At 59.4% G+C, this 16,105-nt stretch carries 16 protein-coding genes; 6 read left to right on the top strand and 10 right to left on the bottom strand.

Annotated elements, in window-relative coordinates; translation table 11 throughout:
• Positions 1-110 precede the first annotated feature (110 nt).
• On the top strand, positions 111-974 hold the full coding sequence (locus B9Z01_RS06615; RefSeq protein WP_085481452.1) for a shikimate dehydrogenase family protein: 864 nt from the start codon (positions 111-113) through the stop codon (positions 972-974).
• A gap of 395 nt (positions 975-1,369) precedes the next feature.
• Here the strand turns inward: B9Z01_RS06615 and B9Z01_RS06610 are convergent, their stop codons facing one another.
• Positions 1,370-2,746, bottom strand: a complete 1,377-nt coding sequence (locus tag B9Z01_RS06610; protein WP_085481451.1) for an NAD-dependent succinate-semialdehyde dehydrogenase — start codon at positions 2,744-2,746, stop codon at positions 1,370-1,372.
• A 210-nt stretch (positions 2,747-2,956) separates the two neighbouring features.
• On the opposite strand from B9Z01_RS06610, the gene B9Z01_RS06605 reads away from it, so the two are divergent.
• Positions 2,957-3,907, top strand: coding sequence for an AraC family transcriptional regulator (locus tag B9Z01_RS06605; protein WP_085481450.1), 951 nt, complete (start codon positions 2,957-2,959; stop codon positions 3,905-3,907).
• 173 nt (positions 3,908-4,080) lie between these two features.
• Complete coding sequence (locus B9Z01_RS06600) at positions 4,081-4,455, top strand: cupin domain-containing protein (RefSeq protein ID WP_085481449.1); 375 nt, start codon at positions 4,081-4,083, stop codon at positions 4,453-4,455.
• Between the two features lie 62 nt (positions 4,456-4,517).
• Here B9Z01_RS06600 and B9Z01_RS06595 read toward each other — a convergent pair whose 3' ends face one another.
• The 5 genes from B9Z01_RS06595 to B9Z01_RS06575 form a co-directional block, all read right to left on the bottom strand.
• Complete coding sequence (locus tag B9Z01_RS06595) at positions 4,518-5,990, bottom strand: HD domain-containing phosphohydrolase (protein WP_085481448.1); 1,473 nt, start codon at positions 5,988-5,990, stop codon at positions 4,518-4,520.
• A gap of 277 nt (positions 5,991-6,267) precedes the next feature.
• Positions 6,268-6,843, bottom strand: coding sequence for a DUF308 domain-containing protein (locus B9Z01_RS06590; RefSeq protein ID WP_085481447.1), 576 nt, complete (start codon positions 6,841-6,843; stop codon positions 6,268-6,270).
• A 389-nt stretch (positions 6,844-7,232) separates the two neighbouring features.
• Entirely contained in the window at positions 7,233-7,847 is a 615-nt protein-coding gene (locus tag B9Z01_RS06585) for a hypothetical protein (protein ID WP_085481446.1), read from the bottom strand.
• 50 nt (positions 7,848-7,897) lie between these two features.
• Positions 7,898-8,671, bottom strand: a complete 774-nt coding sequence (locus B9Z01_RS06580) for a molybdopterin-dependent oxidoreductase (RefSeq protein ID WP_085481445.1) — start codon at positions 8,669-8,671, stop codon at positions 7,898-7,900.
• A 2-nt stretch (positions 8,672-8,673) separates the two neighbouring features.
• Positions 8,674-9,267 carry a cytochrome b/b6 domain-containing protein gene (locus B9Z01_RS06575; RefSeq protein WP_085481444.1) on the bottom strand — a complete coding sequence of 198 codons (594 nt, stop codon included), beginning with the start codon at positions 9,265-9,267 and terminating at the stop codon, positions 8,674-8,676.
• A 280-nt stretch (positions 9,268-9,547) separates the two neighbouring features.
• On the opposite strand from B9Z01_RS06575, the gene B9Z01_RS06570 reads away from it, so the two are divergent.
• Positions 9,548-10,033, top strand: coding sequence for a hypothetical protein (locus B9Z01_RS06570; protein ID WP_085481443.1), 486 nt, complete (start codon positions 9,548-9,550; stop codon positions 10,031-10,033).
• Between the two features lie 68 nt (positions 10,034-10,101).
• On the opposite strand, the gene B9Z01_RS06565 is transcribed toward B9Z01_RS06570, so the two are convergent.
• Positions 10,102-11,067: a GlxA family transcriptional regulator gene (locus B9Z01_RS06565; protein WP_085481442.1), complete on the bottom strand. Its 966-nt coding sequence runs from the start codon at positions 11,065-11,067 to the stop codon at positions 10,102-10,104.
• Between the two features lie 211 nt (positions 11,068-11,278).
• Here B9Z01_RS06565 and B9Z01_RS06560 point away from each other — a divergent pair, with 211 nt between their 5' ends.
• Together B9Z01_RS06560 and B9Z01_RS06555 are read left to right on the top strand one after the other, a co-directional pair.
• A complete protein-coding gene (locus B9Z01_RS06560; RefSeq protein ID WP_085481441.1) occupies positions 11,279-11,920 on the top strand; it encodes an HD domain-containing protein in 642 nt (213 codons plus the stop codon).
• 90 nt (positions 11,921-12,010) lie between these two features.
• Positions 12,011-13,474 carry a catalase gene (locus B9Z01_RS06555; RefSeq protein ID WP_085481440.1) on the top strand — a complete coding sequence of 488 codons (1,464 nt, stop codon included), beginning with the start codon at positions 12,011-12,013 and terminating at the stop codon, positions 13,472-13,474.
• A gap of 318 nt (positions 13,475-13,792) precedes the next feature.
• Here B9Z01_RS06555 and B9Z01_RS06550 read toward each other — a convergent pair whose 3' ends face one another.
• The 3 genes from B9Z01_RS06550 to B9Z01_RS06540 all read right to left on the bottom strand — a co-directional run bounded on the left by B9Z01_RS06550 (position 13,793) and on the right by B9Z01_RS06540 (position 16,085).
• A complete protein-coding gene (locus tag B9Z01_RS06550) occupies positions 13,793-14,212 on the bottom strand; it encodes a DUF4279 domain-containing protein (RefSeq protein WP_085481439.1) in 420 nt (139 codons plus the stop codon).
• Positions 14,213-14,221: 9 nt separating this feature from the next.
• Positions 14,222-15,022, bottom strand: coding sequence for a hypothetical protein (locus B9Z01_RS06545; RefSeq protein WP_085481438.1), 801 nt, complete (start codon positions 15,020-15,022; stop codon positions 14,222-14,224).
• A 472-nt stretch (positions 15,023-15,494) separates the two neighbouring features.
• Positions 15,495-16,085 carry a c-type cytochrome gene (locus tag B9Z01_RS06540; protein WP_244195940.1) on the bottom strand — a complete coding sequence of 197 codons (591 nt, stop codon included), beginning with the start codon at positions 16,083-16,085 and terminating at the stop codon, positions 15,495-15,497.
• Positions 16,086-16,105: the final 20 nt, after the last annotated feature.

Here is a 16,105-nt window from a genome sequence, read left to right as displayed (position 1 = left end):
CTCGCCCAACCTTGCAGTGCAGTCGGTGATGCCAATACGATGCTACCCATGCTAAAGAATGCGGCTTCGCACTGACTGGCCTGCGCCGGGTCGAGAGACCCGGAACCAATATGGACAAGATAATGACGATGAAAGATGAAAGACATTCGCTCGACTCACCCGTCGATGCGCTGACGCGCCTCTTCTATATTCTCGGTTCGCCTATCGCGCATGTTCGTGCGCCGGTTGTCTGGAGCGCGCTCTTCAAGCGCTACGGCGTCAATGCCTTGATGCTGCCTGCCGACGTCACCGCCGCAAACTTCAACACGGTAATGAAGGGGCTGAAGGCGACTGAAAACGTCGATGGCGCCATCTTCACGATGCCGCACAAGCTCGCAGCAATGGACCACGCTGACGTGTTGACGCAACGTGCGCGCCGCATCGGTTCCATCAATCTGCTGCGGCGGCTTGCGGACGGGACCTGGGAAGGCGACAACGCAGATGGCGCCGGCTTTCTCGCGGGCCTACATGCGGATGGCGTGAGCCTCGACGGTGCCAACGTCTATCTGCATGGCTGCGGCGGTGTGGGCCGATGCATAGGATGGACGCTCGGAATGGAGAAGATCGGGAGTCTCACCGTCCATGACGCCGATGAAGGGCGTGCACGTGAGTTGGCGCGCTCCATTGCTGCGGTATCCCGTGCCCGTTTAGCAACGGGCATGCCGTCGATGAGGGACATCGATATCGCCATCAACGCGTCACCGGTCGGACTGAACGCCAGCGACGCCTTGCCATTTCCCGTCGACGCACTGCCGTCTCATGCAGTCGTCGCCGATGTGATCATGGAACCGCACACGACCGCGCTGCTCGAAGCTGCACGCGCGCGCGGACTCACGATTCATCATGGCAGGAACATGATGAATTACGCCATGCCGATAGCGGCGTCGTTTTTTGGTTTTCCGGCTTCTTTCGATTGGAACGGAAACGTCCTTTAAAGACATGCGTTGTCGGGTTCCGGCAACGCTCGTCCAGCCCGGACTCGCGCGCGTGTCCAAGTTTGCCTGCCCGGGAGGGTGACTAATCGGAGGATTTCTGCCGCTGATCAGTCTGACGCTCGTGAATTGGACGGGTAACCCGCTTGCTGGTGTCGGCTACTTCATTGCATCGCTGCTTCCTTGTCTTGCAGTCACCTGGGTCTGGGGGTTGAAGCAGGACGCCCGTATCAGGAGCCTTGAGCGCCACGCAAACAAGCCTGTTTCCGGAGCCGAGCGATTGACGGCGCGCTGATCGAGCGACAGCGACAGGCGCGATTTTCATGGATCACGCCTGCCGCCGGATTCAACTCAGCGTGGCCTATGGGTCGGCTGCCTCGTCTGCATGAGCGGGGTGCTCAATCCAGTCCAGCCATCAGCGTGTACTTGACGTCCACGTATTCCTCGATGCCGTAGTAACTGCCTTCTCGCCCATAACCCGATTGCTTGACGCCGCCGAACGGGACGGACGCTGTGCCCACGGAACCCGAGTTCAGGATGACCATTCCCGACTCGATATTTCGTGAGAGCCGGAACGCACGGCCGAGATCGCGCGTGTAGGCATAGGCGACAAGTCCATATTCCGTATTGTTGGCTCGCGCGATGACTTCCGCTTCGGTCTCGAAGCGGTAGACAGGAAACACCGGGCCAAAAATTTCGGTTGACTGGATTTGCAAGTCATCCTTCAGTTCGGTGAGGATAGTCGGAGCGTAAAAGAGCCCGCCTTTTGCATGCAGACGGCCGCCGAGTACCACCTTCGCACCGTTCGACCGCGCATCTTCGACCAGTTCCGTTACCTTGGAAACCGCCTTCTGGTTGATCAGCGGGCCCACTACGAAGCGGTCCTGCAGTCCCTGGTCGACGGGAATCTCTTCCACCAGTTCCTTCACGCGTTGAACGAAACGGTCATGGATTCCGGACTGCACATACACGCGATTCGGCGAAATACACACCTGACCCGAGTTGCGCAGTTTTGCTGCGACAAGGCCATTGGCAGCCTGTTCGATGTCGCTATCGTCGAACACGATGAACGGTGCATTGCCGCCCAATTCCATCGTCATCTTCTTGAGCGTATCCGCGCTCTGACGAGCAAGCAGTTTGCCGATCGCCGTGGAACCGGTGAACGATATCTTCTTGATGCGGGTATCGCTCGTCATGAGCTGTCCGATCTGCACCGGGTCGCCTGTCACCATTTCGAATACACCCTCCGGAATGCCGGCGCGACGTGCGTATTTGAGAAGTTTGTAGGCGGTCAGCGGGGTTTCTTCCGCCGGCTTCATGACGATCGTGCAGCCGGCGGCCAATGCGGTAGCCACCTTTCGGGTAATCATCATGAACGGAAAATTCCACGGTGTGATCGAGGCAACGGGGCCGACCGGTTCCTTGGTGACGATGACTGCGGCACCCTGTGCATGTGTCGGGATAGTGTCGCCATAGACGCGTTTCGCTTCCTCGGCGTACCATTCGACGAAACCGAGTCCGTATTCGATTTCGCCAAGTGCTTCGGCAAGACACTTGCCGTTTTCCCGGCATATCAATTCGGCAAATACGTGCTTATCCGCACTGACGAGATCGAACCATTTGCGCAGAAGGTCGCTGCGTTGTTTGGCAAGCAGGCGCGACCACGCAGGAAACGCGGCACAGGTACGATCGATCGCCGCGCGTACCTGGGATTCGGAGTGGTGCTCGACCTGTCCGACGACACTGCCGTCTACAGGATTAAGAACGTCGATCATGCAGCTTTCTCCTTGGGATGATTCAGGGTCTCGCCCCGGCACACGTTGCGGCGTACCGGGGCATGGCTGAATCCTATGCGCGCCAGGAAGATCCGCGAACGCAGGATCGTCTGCATTCCTTGCCTGATCCTATGAGGCGATCGTCATAACGCAATGCGATGTGGCACACTGGCCGTGTCGATAGAAATGACGCTGAACGGGTGATCTGCAATGGAAAGCGAAACGCAGGCACTGGCGCGTGTGCGCGCCGACATGGTGGAACTGCTTCTGGAACTGGCGCCGCAGGAAGGGTACAACCTGACTCCGATGGCCGATATCCGCTTCCTGCGCTCGAACCGGCCGCTTACGCGTACGCCGGTGCTTTATGAGCCGGGTATCGTGATTGTTTGTCAGGGCAGAAAGCGTGGTTACCTCGGCGGCAAGGTCTACGTCTACGACGCGCAGCACTATCTGGTCGTCGCGTTGCCGTTGCCGTTTTCAATGGAGACCGATGCGACTCACGAAGAACCATTACTCGCAATATATTTGAGACTCGATATGAGTCTTGCCGCCGACGTTCTCACGCAGATCGACGAGCGTGACGGCCTGGTCGCGACCGAGCCTCGCGGCATGGCCACCACACCGCTCGATCTCGCGCTCGGCGAGTCCGTGCTGCGATTCCTGCGTGCCATGCGTAATCCTCTCGAGGCTGCGGTACTCGGTCCGGCGTTGGTCCGGGAGATTTATTTCCGCGTCTTTGTGGGCGAGCAGGGCGGCTCGATGCGTGCCGCCCTTAACCGGCATGGCAACTTTGGCCGCATCTCGAAGGCGCTCAGAAAGATTCATTTGAGCTATGCGGAGGCCTTGTCGGTTGAGGATCTTGCTGCTGAAGCAAAAATGAGCGTACCTTCCTTTCATGCGCACTTCAAGGCCACGACCAATACTTCGCCGTTGCAATACATCAAGTCGACACGACTGCATCAGGCGCGTCTTCTCATGGCGAGGCAGGGCATGACCGCGGCCGCAGCGAGCGCGCTGGTCGGCTACGAAAGTCCTTCGCAGTTCAGCCGTGAATTCAAGCGGCTATTCGGCGGTACTCCGTCGGAGGAGATCGTGCGTATGCAGCAGCATTTTGCCGTGCCTGAGGCCAGTTTGTCGTCGCCCTTCGTGTCATCTCATTGATGGCACCAGCGAGAAACATCGGCTTGTATTGCAGTTCAGTACCCCTATGTGATGACTTCCGGGTTGGGTCGGTCATTTGACCGATGCCGCAGAGATCAGTCGAATGCCATGATGCCCTTGGAGCCACGACGACGGTCGGCGAGCAACACGCTACCCGCGCATTGGAGAATGAGATGGATGACAAGGATATTCCGCTTGCCAACAGCAAGGTGCAGTACAAGACGTTATTGCGCGAGGAAGGCTGCGCGATCATGCAAACGACAGTTCAACCCGGTGGTGAGACGCAATGGCATCACCACACGAACGTCAGTGATCGGTTTCTCGTGGTTCGCGGCGTCTTGAGCGTCGAGTTGAACATCGACGGCCATGTTCAGAGCACCAAGGTGCGTGATTATTACTCCGTCGATCCGGGCACCGTTCACCACGTCAAGAACGAAACGAACGAGGATGTCGTCTATCTTACGGTCCAGGCGGGTGGCGTACCGGACATTGTGCTGGCCGGGTTGTCTCGTTGCGGCAGGCCGGGAAGGGCGCGCGCAGTGCAATGAGCGACGCGCATACCGGATCACGCGAATGCGGTCTCCGGCTCGGGCATGCAAGGCCCATGCATCTAGATCAAGCCCATCGTCGACGCCTTGAGCGTCGCTGCCGCGCGCGTCGAACACTCGAGCTTGCGAAACACGTTCTCGACGTGGGTGCGCACCGTGCTTGGACTCATTGTCAATTCCTGCGCGGCTTCCTTGTTGCTTGCACCCCGCGAGATCGCGCGCAGGACGTCGATTTCTCTCGCTGACAGACGCGGACCCTGCGGCGTGCTCCTTGCCGCGCGCCTGGCGATGGGGATGCCTTCGGCCACCAGCGCACCTACGGCCTCGCGGCATAGCCGGCCATTTGCCGCCTCGCCTTGCAACAGGTGCGCGGCAGCGTCGTTGCTCAGCGCGGCGCGCCAGGGCCGCGTCGAGCGCAACGCAACCCACGCCACCGACGCCGCCAGCACGCGAGCCTCCAACGTCAATGCCGGATCGCGCGCGCCGCGGAAATACCCCGAGCCGTCTTGCCGTTCGTACGCAAACGACGCAAGTACGGCGGCTTCGCCCAGCGCGCCGGTTTGCTTGCCGGCGCGCTCTGTCCAGTACGGCACCAGCCGCACCTTTTCCCAGGCGCTCGCCGGCAAGGGCATGGCCAGGTTCCACACATCGTTGGGCACGGCGGCCCTGCCGATGCCATGAATCAATCCAGCCCGATATACGAGCGCGCGTGCTGCGTCATCCGACGTGAACTGGGCGTAACATTCGGCAGCCGTCGTCGCGACCGCACGCGAAAAGCCTGTCATCCACGGCAATTTCAGATCGATGACGTCGGCGATCAATTCCGCCGACGTCATCCGTTGCATATCGGATGTCGCCAGCGCGACGTCGAAATCAGCCAGCGATGTGCGCTCCAGTTCCGCCAGCCAGCTCCCTGCGTGGCGCGTTGCTGTCGCGACGAGGTGCGCTGGATACCGCGCGCCGGAGCGTTGTTCGATCAGCGCAAGCGCCGGTTCGACGCCATATGTGCGGCTGAACACCTCCAGATCGCCGGCAAGCGCAACGACCAGCACGGATATCGGCACCTCCTCGCGTGCGAGTTGCGCGGGCAGGCCTCTGCCGTCCCACGTTTCGAAAATGTGACGCAGCGCCGTTTCGGTCGCCTTCGAAAGACCCAATGTGCGCGCGACTTCGCCGGATACTTCGCAGTGAGTTTGCGCAAGTGGCATCATCGCGGCGCCGACTCCGCCGATCGTTTCAGCGATGCCGGGCCTGCCCTCCAGCATCGCGGTGCGGATCGCGATGTCGTCGCCGAATATTTTCGCGAACCCTCCCGCGTTTGCCGTGCAACCCGACCAACGTAGCAGCGACACCTCGCGCACCGTGTCGCAAGCCGAGGCTTCGAGTCCGGCCGCGTGCGCGAGCCGCGATGCCAGCCACCCGGTGCGCAACGAATGGTCGGTCGGTTGTCCCATACTCAGATCGCCGATGAAAGCGAGCGCTCTCACGGCATCGAATATACGCAGCGTGGCGTGGCTGGCCTCAAGGTCGAACATCGGATTGGGTATGGAATCGTCACGAGGATGAGCTAACAATCATACGCGACGATACGGGGTGCTGCACGGTAGTGCTATCCGACGATATCGGAACTCGGGTCGAACGTGCCTGTACCGGAGATAGGTCGTTGAATAGCGCCTCAAGCTTCTACACAAACTCTCGCAAGCGCGCGCTCGACGGCTAATCCGTAGAGCGGCTCCAGAGCCCGGCTTGTGACGTATAACTGCGTTTCTCGAGCGAGTCTCTCGCCGCACCCGTTACGTTTTTCGCAAGCCCTCAAGCAGCGTTACTTCGCGCATGCCTCACATGTAGCCACACAGCGGATATCAGGAAGTAAACCGCCCCAACGGCTGCGTAGCCCGCAATTTTGAAAATGGCAGGAGGCGTTGATGCGCCGCTTTGGATAATGAAGAATGCTCCCGCGAGCGCGGATTGCGCCCCGCTTAGAATCATTGCCCACTGCGCCCCAAGGTCCTTCCAGCGGCGGACCGCGGTAGCGAGTTGAAGTAGCCCGGAGAGGATCGCCCAAACGCCAAAGATTACGAGTACCGCAGGCATCCCGATGCTCAATGCCAGGAGCACTGCGACCGTTGTAACGGCACTGACAGCAATGTTGATGGCCTGTGTTCGGTTCTTATCGGTTCCACCGCTGCGCGACATGTCGATGAAATTGGCCAGAGCATCCCAGGCGGGATAAATGACAAGTAGAACCGCGACGCTAGCCGTACCTTGCTTACCGATGGAAAATGCTAATGCGACCCAGATGGCGGAGAATGCCGCCCGAACAAAATAATATGATCTAAGCCATTGCTCTTCGTGGACGCTACTCGATTTGACGTTACGCTCAACCATTCGAAACCCTTCCCGTTAGATGCTCGATCGCGCCCGCAGAGGGGCTCACGTGTGTTTGTTGCCAATGGGCCGAATATCGGTCCGACAATTGTGGAAGTAATTGACGCGATGGTGAAATCCTGAAATGGAAACGGATACTTCGTTTGCAAGATGCAACATGAGCCAAGCGATAGAATGACATCGACCCCTGCTGTATGGCATCGGTCGAATGACCGATGCCATACGGCATTACTCGACTTGCCCCTGTAATCAGCTTTATCTGCCGCAGGAATGCGCGAGGGATCCGGTAACTCGGCTGCAGGCCAGTGTGCCCGACGGGATCGGATTTGCGACCAGGCCACAGATCGCGCAGCCGTGTCAGGGGAAAGCACACCCCACTCCTTGCCGGTTTACATCGGCGGCGCGACGCCGTCCTTTTCGACAACGACGAACTTGCCGCCATAAGTGCCGGCTGCCATTGGAGTTGCCACGACAAACACCTTCTTGCCCGTCGTCAACTCAGAGCGGGTCGCTGGAATAAGCGTCACGACCGGAACGTTGGGCGGCACGGTGATGGTGTTGCTGCCGCCCTTGTATGAAAGTTTGAGATCGCGGCCGCTCGTGCCTTGCACCACCGTATCCACGTTGGCATTCGTCATCGTGCTGTTCGCGCCGAGATCCCATCCGTAGTGGCCTTCGCCCGTACCGCGAGCGGCTTCCGGGAAGACCAGAACTTCCCTGGCGGTCAGCTTGCCATCGGGGCCGGGCATTGCGGCCGCGCCGACATAAGAGCCCGGCTTGATATCGGAAAGCTGGATCGCCTTTACGGCATTGACACCCGAGGAATCCTGCATTTCGATCGTCACAGTGTCGCCACTGCGCCGATGTACTTTGAGGGTGCTGCCAGTGAACGACACGATCTCGCCACGGATTCGTTCGGGCTTGTCGGTTGAGGATTGAGCGAACGCTGTGCCGGCGAGCGTCAGCGCGACAAAGGAAGCAGCGAGTTTGAAGCGGATGGACATAGTTGCTCCGTGAGATGTGTTGAGGTGAGAAGATATTTGCGGCGCGTGGTTCAGGATCCGCCGAACCAGTTGTAGCCCTGATTTTCCCAATAGCCACCGGGGAATTCGTTGGTTACGGTGATGGCGACGATGTGCTTCGGGTTTTTGTAGCCGAGCTTCGTGGGCATGCGAAGCTTCATGGGGAAGCCGTACTTCGCGGGCAGGATGTTGCCGTCATAGGTCAGCGTGAGCAGCGTCTGCGGATGCAACGCCGTCGGCATGTCGATGCTGGTCCAGTAGTTGTCGGCGCAGTGCAGTGCGACGTATTTTGCAGTTGTATCGGCGCTGGCCCGCAAGAGAAAGTCGGAGAATCGCACGCCACCCCACTTGCCGATTGCGCTCCAGCCTTCAATGCAAATGTGCCGTGTAACCTGACTCTGCTGCGGCAACGCATGCAGTTCGTCGAGCGTCCAGATACGCTTGCCTTTGACGAGACCACTGAGTTCGAGGCGATATGTGCGTGCGTCGACGTCGGGTACCTCGTCAATGTCATAAAAGGCATTGAACGGAAAGGGTCGCGTGATCATCGATTCCGGATAGACAGGCGCCAGTTTGTGCGGATCGAACAGCAGGGCTTGAGCGCTATCGTTGAATGAAGACATTCTGCGCAGCATGGCGTTGACCGATTTTTCGTTGGTCAAATCGCAGCCCGACAGTAGCGCCAGTCCGCCCAAGGTAAGAATTCGTTTGCCAAACAGGCGGCGTGCGGACGATTGCAGTTCCTTTTCTGCATCCTTGATGATCGATGCAGCGTCGAGCGGCCGTGCGGATTTTCGTGAAGTCACGATTAGCGGCCTCGGATCATGGTGAGCAAAGATCGCGGCACCAGCGCAACCATCACGACATGTATCAGGAAGAAGCCGACGAGCACGCCCATCGCGACGAAGTGGACGATGCGTGCGTTGTCGAAACCTCCCATCAACGTTCGCAAGATCGGCAATTGAACCGGCTTCCAGAGAGCCAGGCCTGACAACACCACGAGCACGATGTCCGAGATCACGACGAGATACGCCAACTTCTGTACTGCGTTGTATTGGCCGAGGTCGCCATGACTGAGCTTGCCGCGCAACGCGGCAACCAGGTCGGCGGCAATCGCGCGAATGCCGATGGGAAAGAATTTTTTGCGTAGGCGCCCCGTCAAAGCGCTCAGGACCAGGTAGGCGATAAAGTTTGCGACCAGTATCCACATGACCGTGAAATGCCAGAGCAGGGCACCGCCTAGCCAGCCACCCAGTGTGATGGAACCTGGAAACCAGATAGCCTTGAAGATGGGCGACGCGTCATACACTTGCCAGCCACTCAGGCACATGACTATGACAGCGGCTGCATTGATCCAGTGGATGATGCGGACCCATACGGGATGTATCGTTGCATGAGTCAAGGCGACCTCACTCTCGACGGTATTGAAAGTTCAAAGCGTGTTCTGCGGCTGTCAGCGGCGAGCGAAAACAACTGTGCATCGCGCCTCTCCTCGCAGACTTAACTCGAATCCTGGCTCGTGAAAGACTGTCACGTTGCACGGTCATCGTTTGGATGCTCGTGCTTTAGCCCCGGACAAGAATCGCATCCGGGGTCGTGCAACACCATCGGTCAAATGACCGACCCGGGCGAGTTCTCCTGGCTACCTTCAGCATGTGCTGAAATCTAATGATTCACCGAAAATGCAGCGCCAAGCGATTGAGACCCTGCGCCAGCTCCTTGAGCAGGTGCCTGTGATCGAGCATCTGGACGTTCGGCCCCAGAGGTCGAACGCCGCCGTCGACATCGTCGCGCAGGCCGAAGTCATGGGCAAAAGCTACACGCTGGTTTGCGAGGTGAAGTCCAGTGGTCAACCGCGCCATGCACTGTTGGCCTTGCTGCAGCTTCGAGACGAACTGGTCCGCCGTAAGGGGGAGGCGACCCCTGTTTTCATCGCACCGTACCTGTCGCCGGAAGTGCAAGCCTTGTGCCGTGAGCAGGGAGCAGGCTTTCTCGACTTCGAGGGGAATGCTCACCTGGTGTTCGGTAGTGTTTTCATCGAGCGTCAGGTGGCCAGCAAACCCTTCGCCCTTTTTGTGGGCCTCTGCGCTCGATTTGCTTCGAACATTCAGCGAGACCAATGCCGCTGGTTCTGTTGCCGCCAACGAGCGGCCTTTTGCACGAGATAACCGGGACGGTGTGCGTGGCTTGCCGATCCCCCGCGAGGACACACACCTGCACCGCCACCGCATCCGGCTCATTCAGACCAAACAGCTTGCCGCTTCCGATACTCGGCGGGCGTTATTCCCACATGTTTGGCAAACGTCCGCCGCAACGTATCGACATTGGAAAAACCGCATTTTGCGGCGACCTGTTTCGGCGTATCGTGACCTTCTTCGAGCAGCTTGCGAGCAGCGGATATGCGTGTTTCCTCGACCCATGCCGCGGGCGTCATGCCCACCTCCGTGCGGAACAGGCGAGCGAAATGCCGAGGACTCATCCCCGTATGTTTTGCCATCTCCGCCACGGAGTGGTCGAGTCCCGGGTTGGCCGCGATCCATCGCTGAACCTCCTGCAAAACCGATCGACCGACCGGGCGTATCTCGCCTTTGCGACTGAACTGGAGTTGTCCGCCAGGCCGCTTGAAGAACATCACGAGTTGAGCTGCAACCCGTCGTGCAACCTCCTGACCCAGGTCTTCCTCGACCAGGGCCAATGCCAGATCGAGGCCGGCCGTGACACCGGCGCCCGTGCGCAGCTTGCCGTCCCGAACGTAGAGTGCGTCCGCATCGACAATGAGCGACGGATACGCCTCGCTCAGCGCCTCGGTCGCAGCCCAATGCGTTGTCAGGCGGCGCCCTTTCAGAAGACCGGTTGCCGCCAATATGAAAGCCCCCGTGCAGATCGAACCATATCGTCTGCTCTGCACGGCGGCCGCTCGCAGCCACTCCATGACCCGGGCAGGAAGCACCATCTGACTGGCGCCCGGCGCACCGGCGACCAGCAGTGTGTCGATACGCCCGGGGATATCCGGAATGATCCAGTCTGCCAGCAGTTGCGCACCCGAAGAGCTGCGAACCGGACCTGACTCGCAGGCAATGATGCGTAGTGTATAGAACGGCTTGCCGGATTCGACGTTCGCTTGTGCGAACACATCGAGAGGTGCGGAAACATCAAGCAACTGAACGCCAGGCAAGGCAAAAATTCCAACAACTTTCGGCATGGTCGGGAGTGCTTCCTTGTTGTAGTCGGCATGGTACGTGCAGTATAGGCGTCAGATCTGGCGACGACTATCGACCCATTGGGATCCTCAAGCAGGCGAATTCACGCCATGGCTGCTCGTCACGCAAAATGGCAGGATTTGACGTGATACTCCTATTGAGACCATCTATTGGATTCCGGAGAATCTAGGGTGTTTTCTATGGAGGTTGACCATGACTGTGAACGTTGCCGGTATCACCATTCCCGATAGCCAACTGACTCGCGAGATCACGGAGCTGGTTCGTGATACCGAGTCCGAACTGTTGTTCAATCACTCAAGCCGCGTCTACTACTTCGGTGCGCTGGCCGGCCAGCGCCGCGGCCTCAAGTACGATCCCGAACTGCTGTACTGCGGCTGCATGTTCCACGACATGGGGCTCACACACAAGCACAGCAGCGCGTGTGAGCGCTTCGAGGTGGACGGCGCCAATGCCGCCCGCGATTTCCTGAAGAGCAAGGGCATTTCCCAGCAGGACATCGACGTCGTGTGGACCTCGATTGCGTTGCACACCACGCCAGGGATTCCGCAGCACATGCATCCCGTGATCGCGCTCGTCACGGCGGGTGTCGAGATGGACGTGCTGGGCCTCACGTATCCGGAATATAGCGATATCGAACGCGAGGCCGTCGTTCGCGCGCATCCGCGTACGCCGCATTTCAAGGAAGACATCATCCAGACGTTCTACGACGGGATCAAGCACAAGCCGGACACGACGTTTGGCAACGTGAAGGCCGACGTGATCGCCGACAAGAACCCGCATTTCCACGCCGGCAATTTCTGCAGCGTGATCCGCTCCTCCGCATGGGCCGGCTAATACGACCGGGCATCGCACGGTTCGCGGCCTGAGCCGGGGATCGTGCGCACAACGTGTTCCGTACTATCAATAGTATTCAGGAGAACTATCATGAGTGAAAAGTCGACTGATCACAAACTGACCCACGCAAACGGCGCGCCGGTCAGCGATAACGTCAATATCCAGACCGCCGGTCCACGCGGGCCCGCGCTTTTGCAGGACGTCTGGCTGATCGAGAAGCTCGCGCATTTCGACCGCGAAGTCATCCCGGAGCGGCGCATGCACGCGAAGGGCGCCGGCGCGCACGGCACGTTTACCGTGACACACGACATCACGCGTTACACGAAGGCGAAGATCTTCTCGGCAGTCGGCAAGCAGACCCCGATGTTCGCGCGCTTCTCGACGGTCGCCGGCGAGCGAGGCGCGGCGGATGCGGAGCGCGACATCCGCGGATTCGCGCTGAAGTTCTATACCGAGGAAGGGAACTGGGATCTGGTCGGAAACAATACACCGGTCTTCTTTTTCCGCGATCCACTGCGTTTCCCCGACCTGAACCACGCGATCAAGCGCGACCCGCGCACGGGGATGCGTAGCGCGGAGAGTAACTGGGATTTCTGGTCGCTGCTGCCCGAAGCGCTGCATCAGGTGACGATCGTGATGAGCGATCGTGGCATTCCGCGATCGTTCCGTCATATGCACGGCTTCGGCAGCCACACGTTCAGCATGCTCAATGCGGCGAACGAACGGACCTGGGTGAAGTTCCATTTCCGCACGCAGCAAGGCATCGAGAATCTGAGCGACGCCGAGGCCGAGGCGCGTGTCGCCAAGGACCGCGAGACGCATCAGCGCGATCTCTTCGAGAGCATCGAGCGCGGCGATTTTCCGCGCTGGACGTTGTTCATTCAGGTGATGTCGGACGCGCAAGCCAAGGCGTTCCGGTTCAATCCGTTTGATCTGACCAAGGTCTGGCCGAAAGCCGAGTTCCCGTTGATCGAGGTCGGCTATTTCGAGCTCAACCGCAATCCGGACAATTTCTTCGCCGAGACGGAGCAGGCCGCGTTCACGCCGGCAAACATCGTCCCAGGCATCGGATACTCGCCGGACAAGATGCTGCAAGCGCGGCTGTTTTCTTACGGCGATGCGCAGCGCTATCGGCTCGGCGTGAACTTTAACCATATTCCCGTGAACGCGCCGAAGTGCCCGTTTCACAGCTACCACCGCGACGGTGCGATGCGCGCCGATGGCAATCTCGGCGGCACGCCGTCGTACTGGCCGAACAGCAAGGGTGTCTGGACCGATCAGCCGCAGCTCAACGAGCCGCCGCTCGAACTCGATGGTGCAGCGGCGCACTGGGACCATCGCGTCGACGACGATCACTATCAGCAGCCAGGCGATCTGTTCCGGAAGATGAACGCGACGCAACGGCAGACGCTGTTCGACAACACCGCGCGACAGATTGCCGGTGTGTCGAAGGACATCCAGCAACGTCACATCGATAACTGTACGAAGGCTGATCCGGCGTACGGCGCGGGCATTGTCGCGTCGCTCGCGCGTCTCGCCGGAGAAAGGGGGTAGGCGATTGGCCAGGCGCCGGCTCGCGCGAGGCCGGTTCGGGGTTATATGTGCGGAACCGGAGGTTGCCGCCGCAGGCCGCTTCCCTGCGGAAAGCGGCGGGCGGCTCATTCGCCCAGATTGTGGCTCGGGATGGGGCTATGAATGGACCTCATATATCCTGGCGCCGTAGCTCCTCGCACGCTTTGCCTCGCCCGAATCGAACGGAAAACAATCCTCGGCGAGGCACATCGCAGCACGAACAGACAGCGCTGAAAGACGGGCACAAAAAAGCCGACTCGCGAGGGTCGGCTTTTTGTTGATAGGCGTGCGAATGGCAGACTACCGATACTCGTCAATCTCGATTGTGCCGCCCATTGTTTCTATCATGGCGCGGATATCGTCTGGCACGTCGGGCACGCGGTCCCCGGCTTCGTTGTCCCAATAGCAGAAGAAACGCATGTGCGCGCCAGTGCGCTTTAGCAATTCGGGCAGTTCGGATCTGGGTAGTCCCAGGCGCTCGACCAGATAGCGAAGATGAGGTTCCAAAAGATCACTGCGGACGTGCTCTTTGCTTCCAATTCCCCACAATCCAACGCGCGCGGGCCCGCTACTTATTCGGCCCGATGGCGTAACAAATGGCTTGCCTTTGACTATGGCTGTATCTGGTTGCACATTGAAATAATTCGTCCAGAATTCCGGTGGCTCTGTGTCCTGGTAGATAGAGAAGGACGCGTGCGCACGTTGATAAGCAGATTTCATTTCGTTCCTTCAGGGTGCCCAACTGTGCATGTTGTCGAGAGTTTCCCCATTGAACTCGACGTTCCCATTGTCATGCCAAATAACGTTATCGTCGCCACGCAACTTGTAGAAATACTTCATCGAATGAATCATATCGCCGAAGGTTTTGCGGTCGTAACCAAGCATTCGCGCAGCCTGGTCCGGATTCCTTGTGCTCGCTGCTAGTTCCTCGGCGTCGCTTTCCGGCATGTCTGGCTGATAGTCGAACGGCTGGGCATTGCCGAGAGGCGTTGAGGTGCCCCCATCATCGGTCAGGCCGCCACCGCTGCTACCGCCAGACATGGCCGCGCGAGCGGCAATCAACCGGCTTTGCCCGGTGCCCGGATCATACCGGCCGGACAGCGTGGGTTTGCCGTTCGGGAGATAGACGGCGGTCGCCGGGAGAGTCCTCAACGGCGTGCTGTGGGGTCGCGGAAACAGGTCAGCACGAGGGCCTTTGATGGCAAGCAGGGACCCCCTGCGCACCTCGGAGAGAAGCGCATTGATAACCCACCAGCCATCGGTGTCGGGGTTGCGGTCCCGAACACCATGCAACCACAGCCAGCCACGCTTCTGGATACTCCTGACCAGATTCCCGTCCTTCTCCCACTCGCGACGGTTCAGTCCGGCAATACCGAGAAATTCCTGCGTATCGGCTTTCGCCTTCCCGAGGTCGGCGGCCTTTCTCAGGCACGCCTTGTAGTGCTGCTCATCGCAGATGACATAACGGGCGCCCAGTGGTCTCTGACAGCACGGTTCCACGGAGCACATCTCAAATACGGACAGGGACATAGGTGTGTCGACGATCTATCTGAAGTCGCTGCCCGGATCGGCGGCGATCAGAATAAATACCGTGCGACAGGTTGTCCGTACATGGGCGACGGCCCAAAATCTCCGCTACCTTTAATGAAACAGAAAAAACCCGCGCACACAATGGCGGTTCTGTTGCGCGGTTCAAGCGAGCCGATGCACGAACGACGCCGCACACATCCGCGCGGCGGGAATCCGGTTCAGTGCATGAACGCAGCCACCACGATGCTAGTGATGAACGCCGGACAGTGCGATGAACGACCAGGGACCGTGCGCGGTGTCCCCATCGGTTTTAATCGACTGTTCCAACCCATTGACCACAACCAGCGAATTCACGTGCGTGTGGACCTCATTCGCACATTCTTCGCTAAATAGCTGAAGCGCGGCCGCGAGCGAGGCGCTATCCCTCGCCAGTCCTTCATATCGAATCGATCAGGTAACGACTTCGAAACACCTACGGCGCCGTTACCGAAAGATAAGCAGCAACCTGCTCGATCTGACTTTGCGTGAGCGAAGCCGCGACCGCCGTCATGCTTCCGGGTTTGGGCGTTGACGTTTTCGCACGCGCCTGGAACTCGTGCAATCGCGCGACCGTGAAAGCGACAGGTTCGCCCGCGATGCTCGGGAAACGCGCGCCGTTTCCCTTGCCGCCAGCGGCATGGCAACTGAAGCACGCAAGCACGTTCGGACTACTTCCGGTTTCCGCCAGTTGTCTGCCTGCCGCCACGAGCGCTGGCGAAGGCGGCGTCGACGCGGCAGGCAGTGGCGGGTGCTGACTGGCGAAGAAGGCTGACAGCGTGCGCATGTCGCTTTCGGAGAGGTTCTGGGCAACGGCTTGCATCGGCGGACTGATGCGAGTGCCTGCCTTGAACATCGACAGCGCATGCGCAAGATAATCCGGATTCTGTCCTGCGAGCCGCGGTGCGCCCGTTTCGCTGCCCGCACCTAAGGCGCCATGACAACCTTCGCACGTGGCGATCGACGGTCCGTGAGTGGTGGCCGGTTGCTGGTTGCCGATGCTCAGGTTTTGCGCGTGACCGGGCACACCGAAGGTCCCGAGGGAGG

The organism is Paraburkholderia susongensis, from assembly GCF_900177725.1.
Classification (GTDB): domain Bacteria; phylum Pseudomonadota; class Gammaproteobacteria; order Burkholderiales; family Burkholderiaceae; genus Paraburkholderia; species Paraburkholderia susongensis.
The sequence above is the reverse complement of the archived record's forward strand: the minus strand, read 5'-3'. Positions and strand labels throughout refer to the sequence as shown.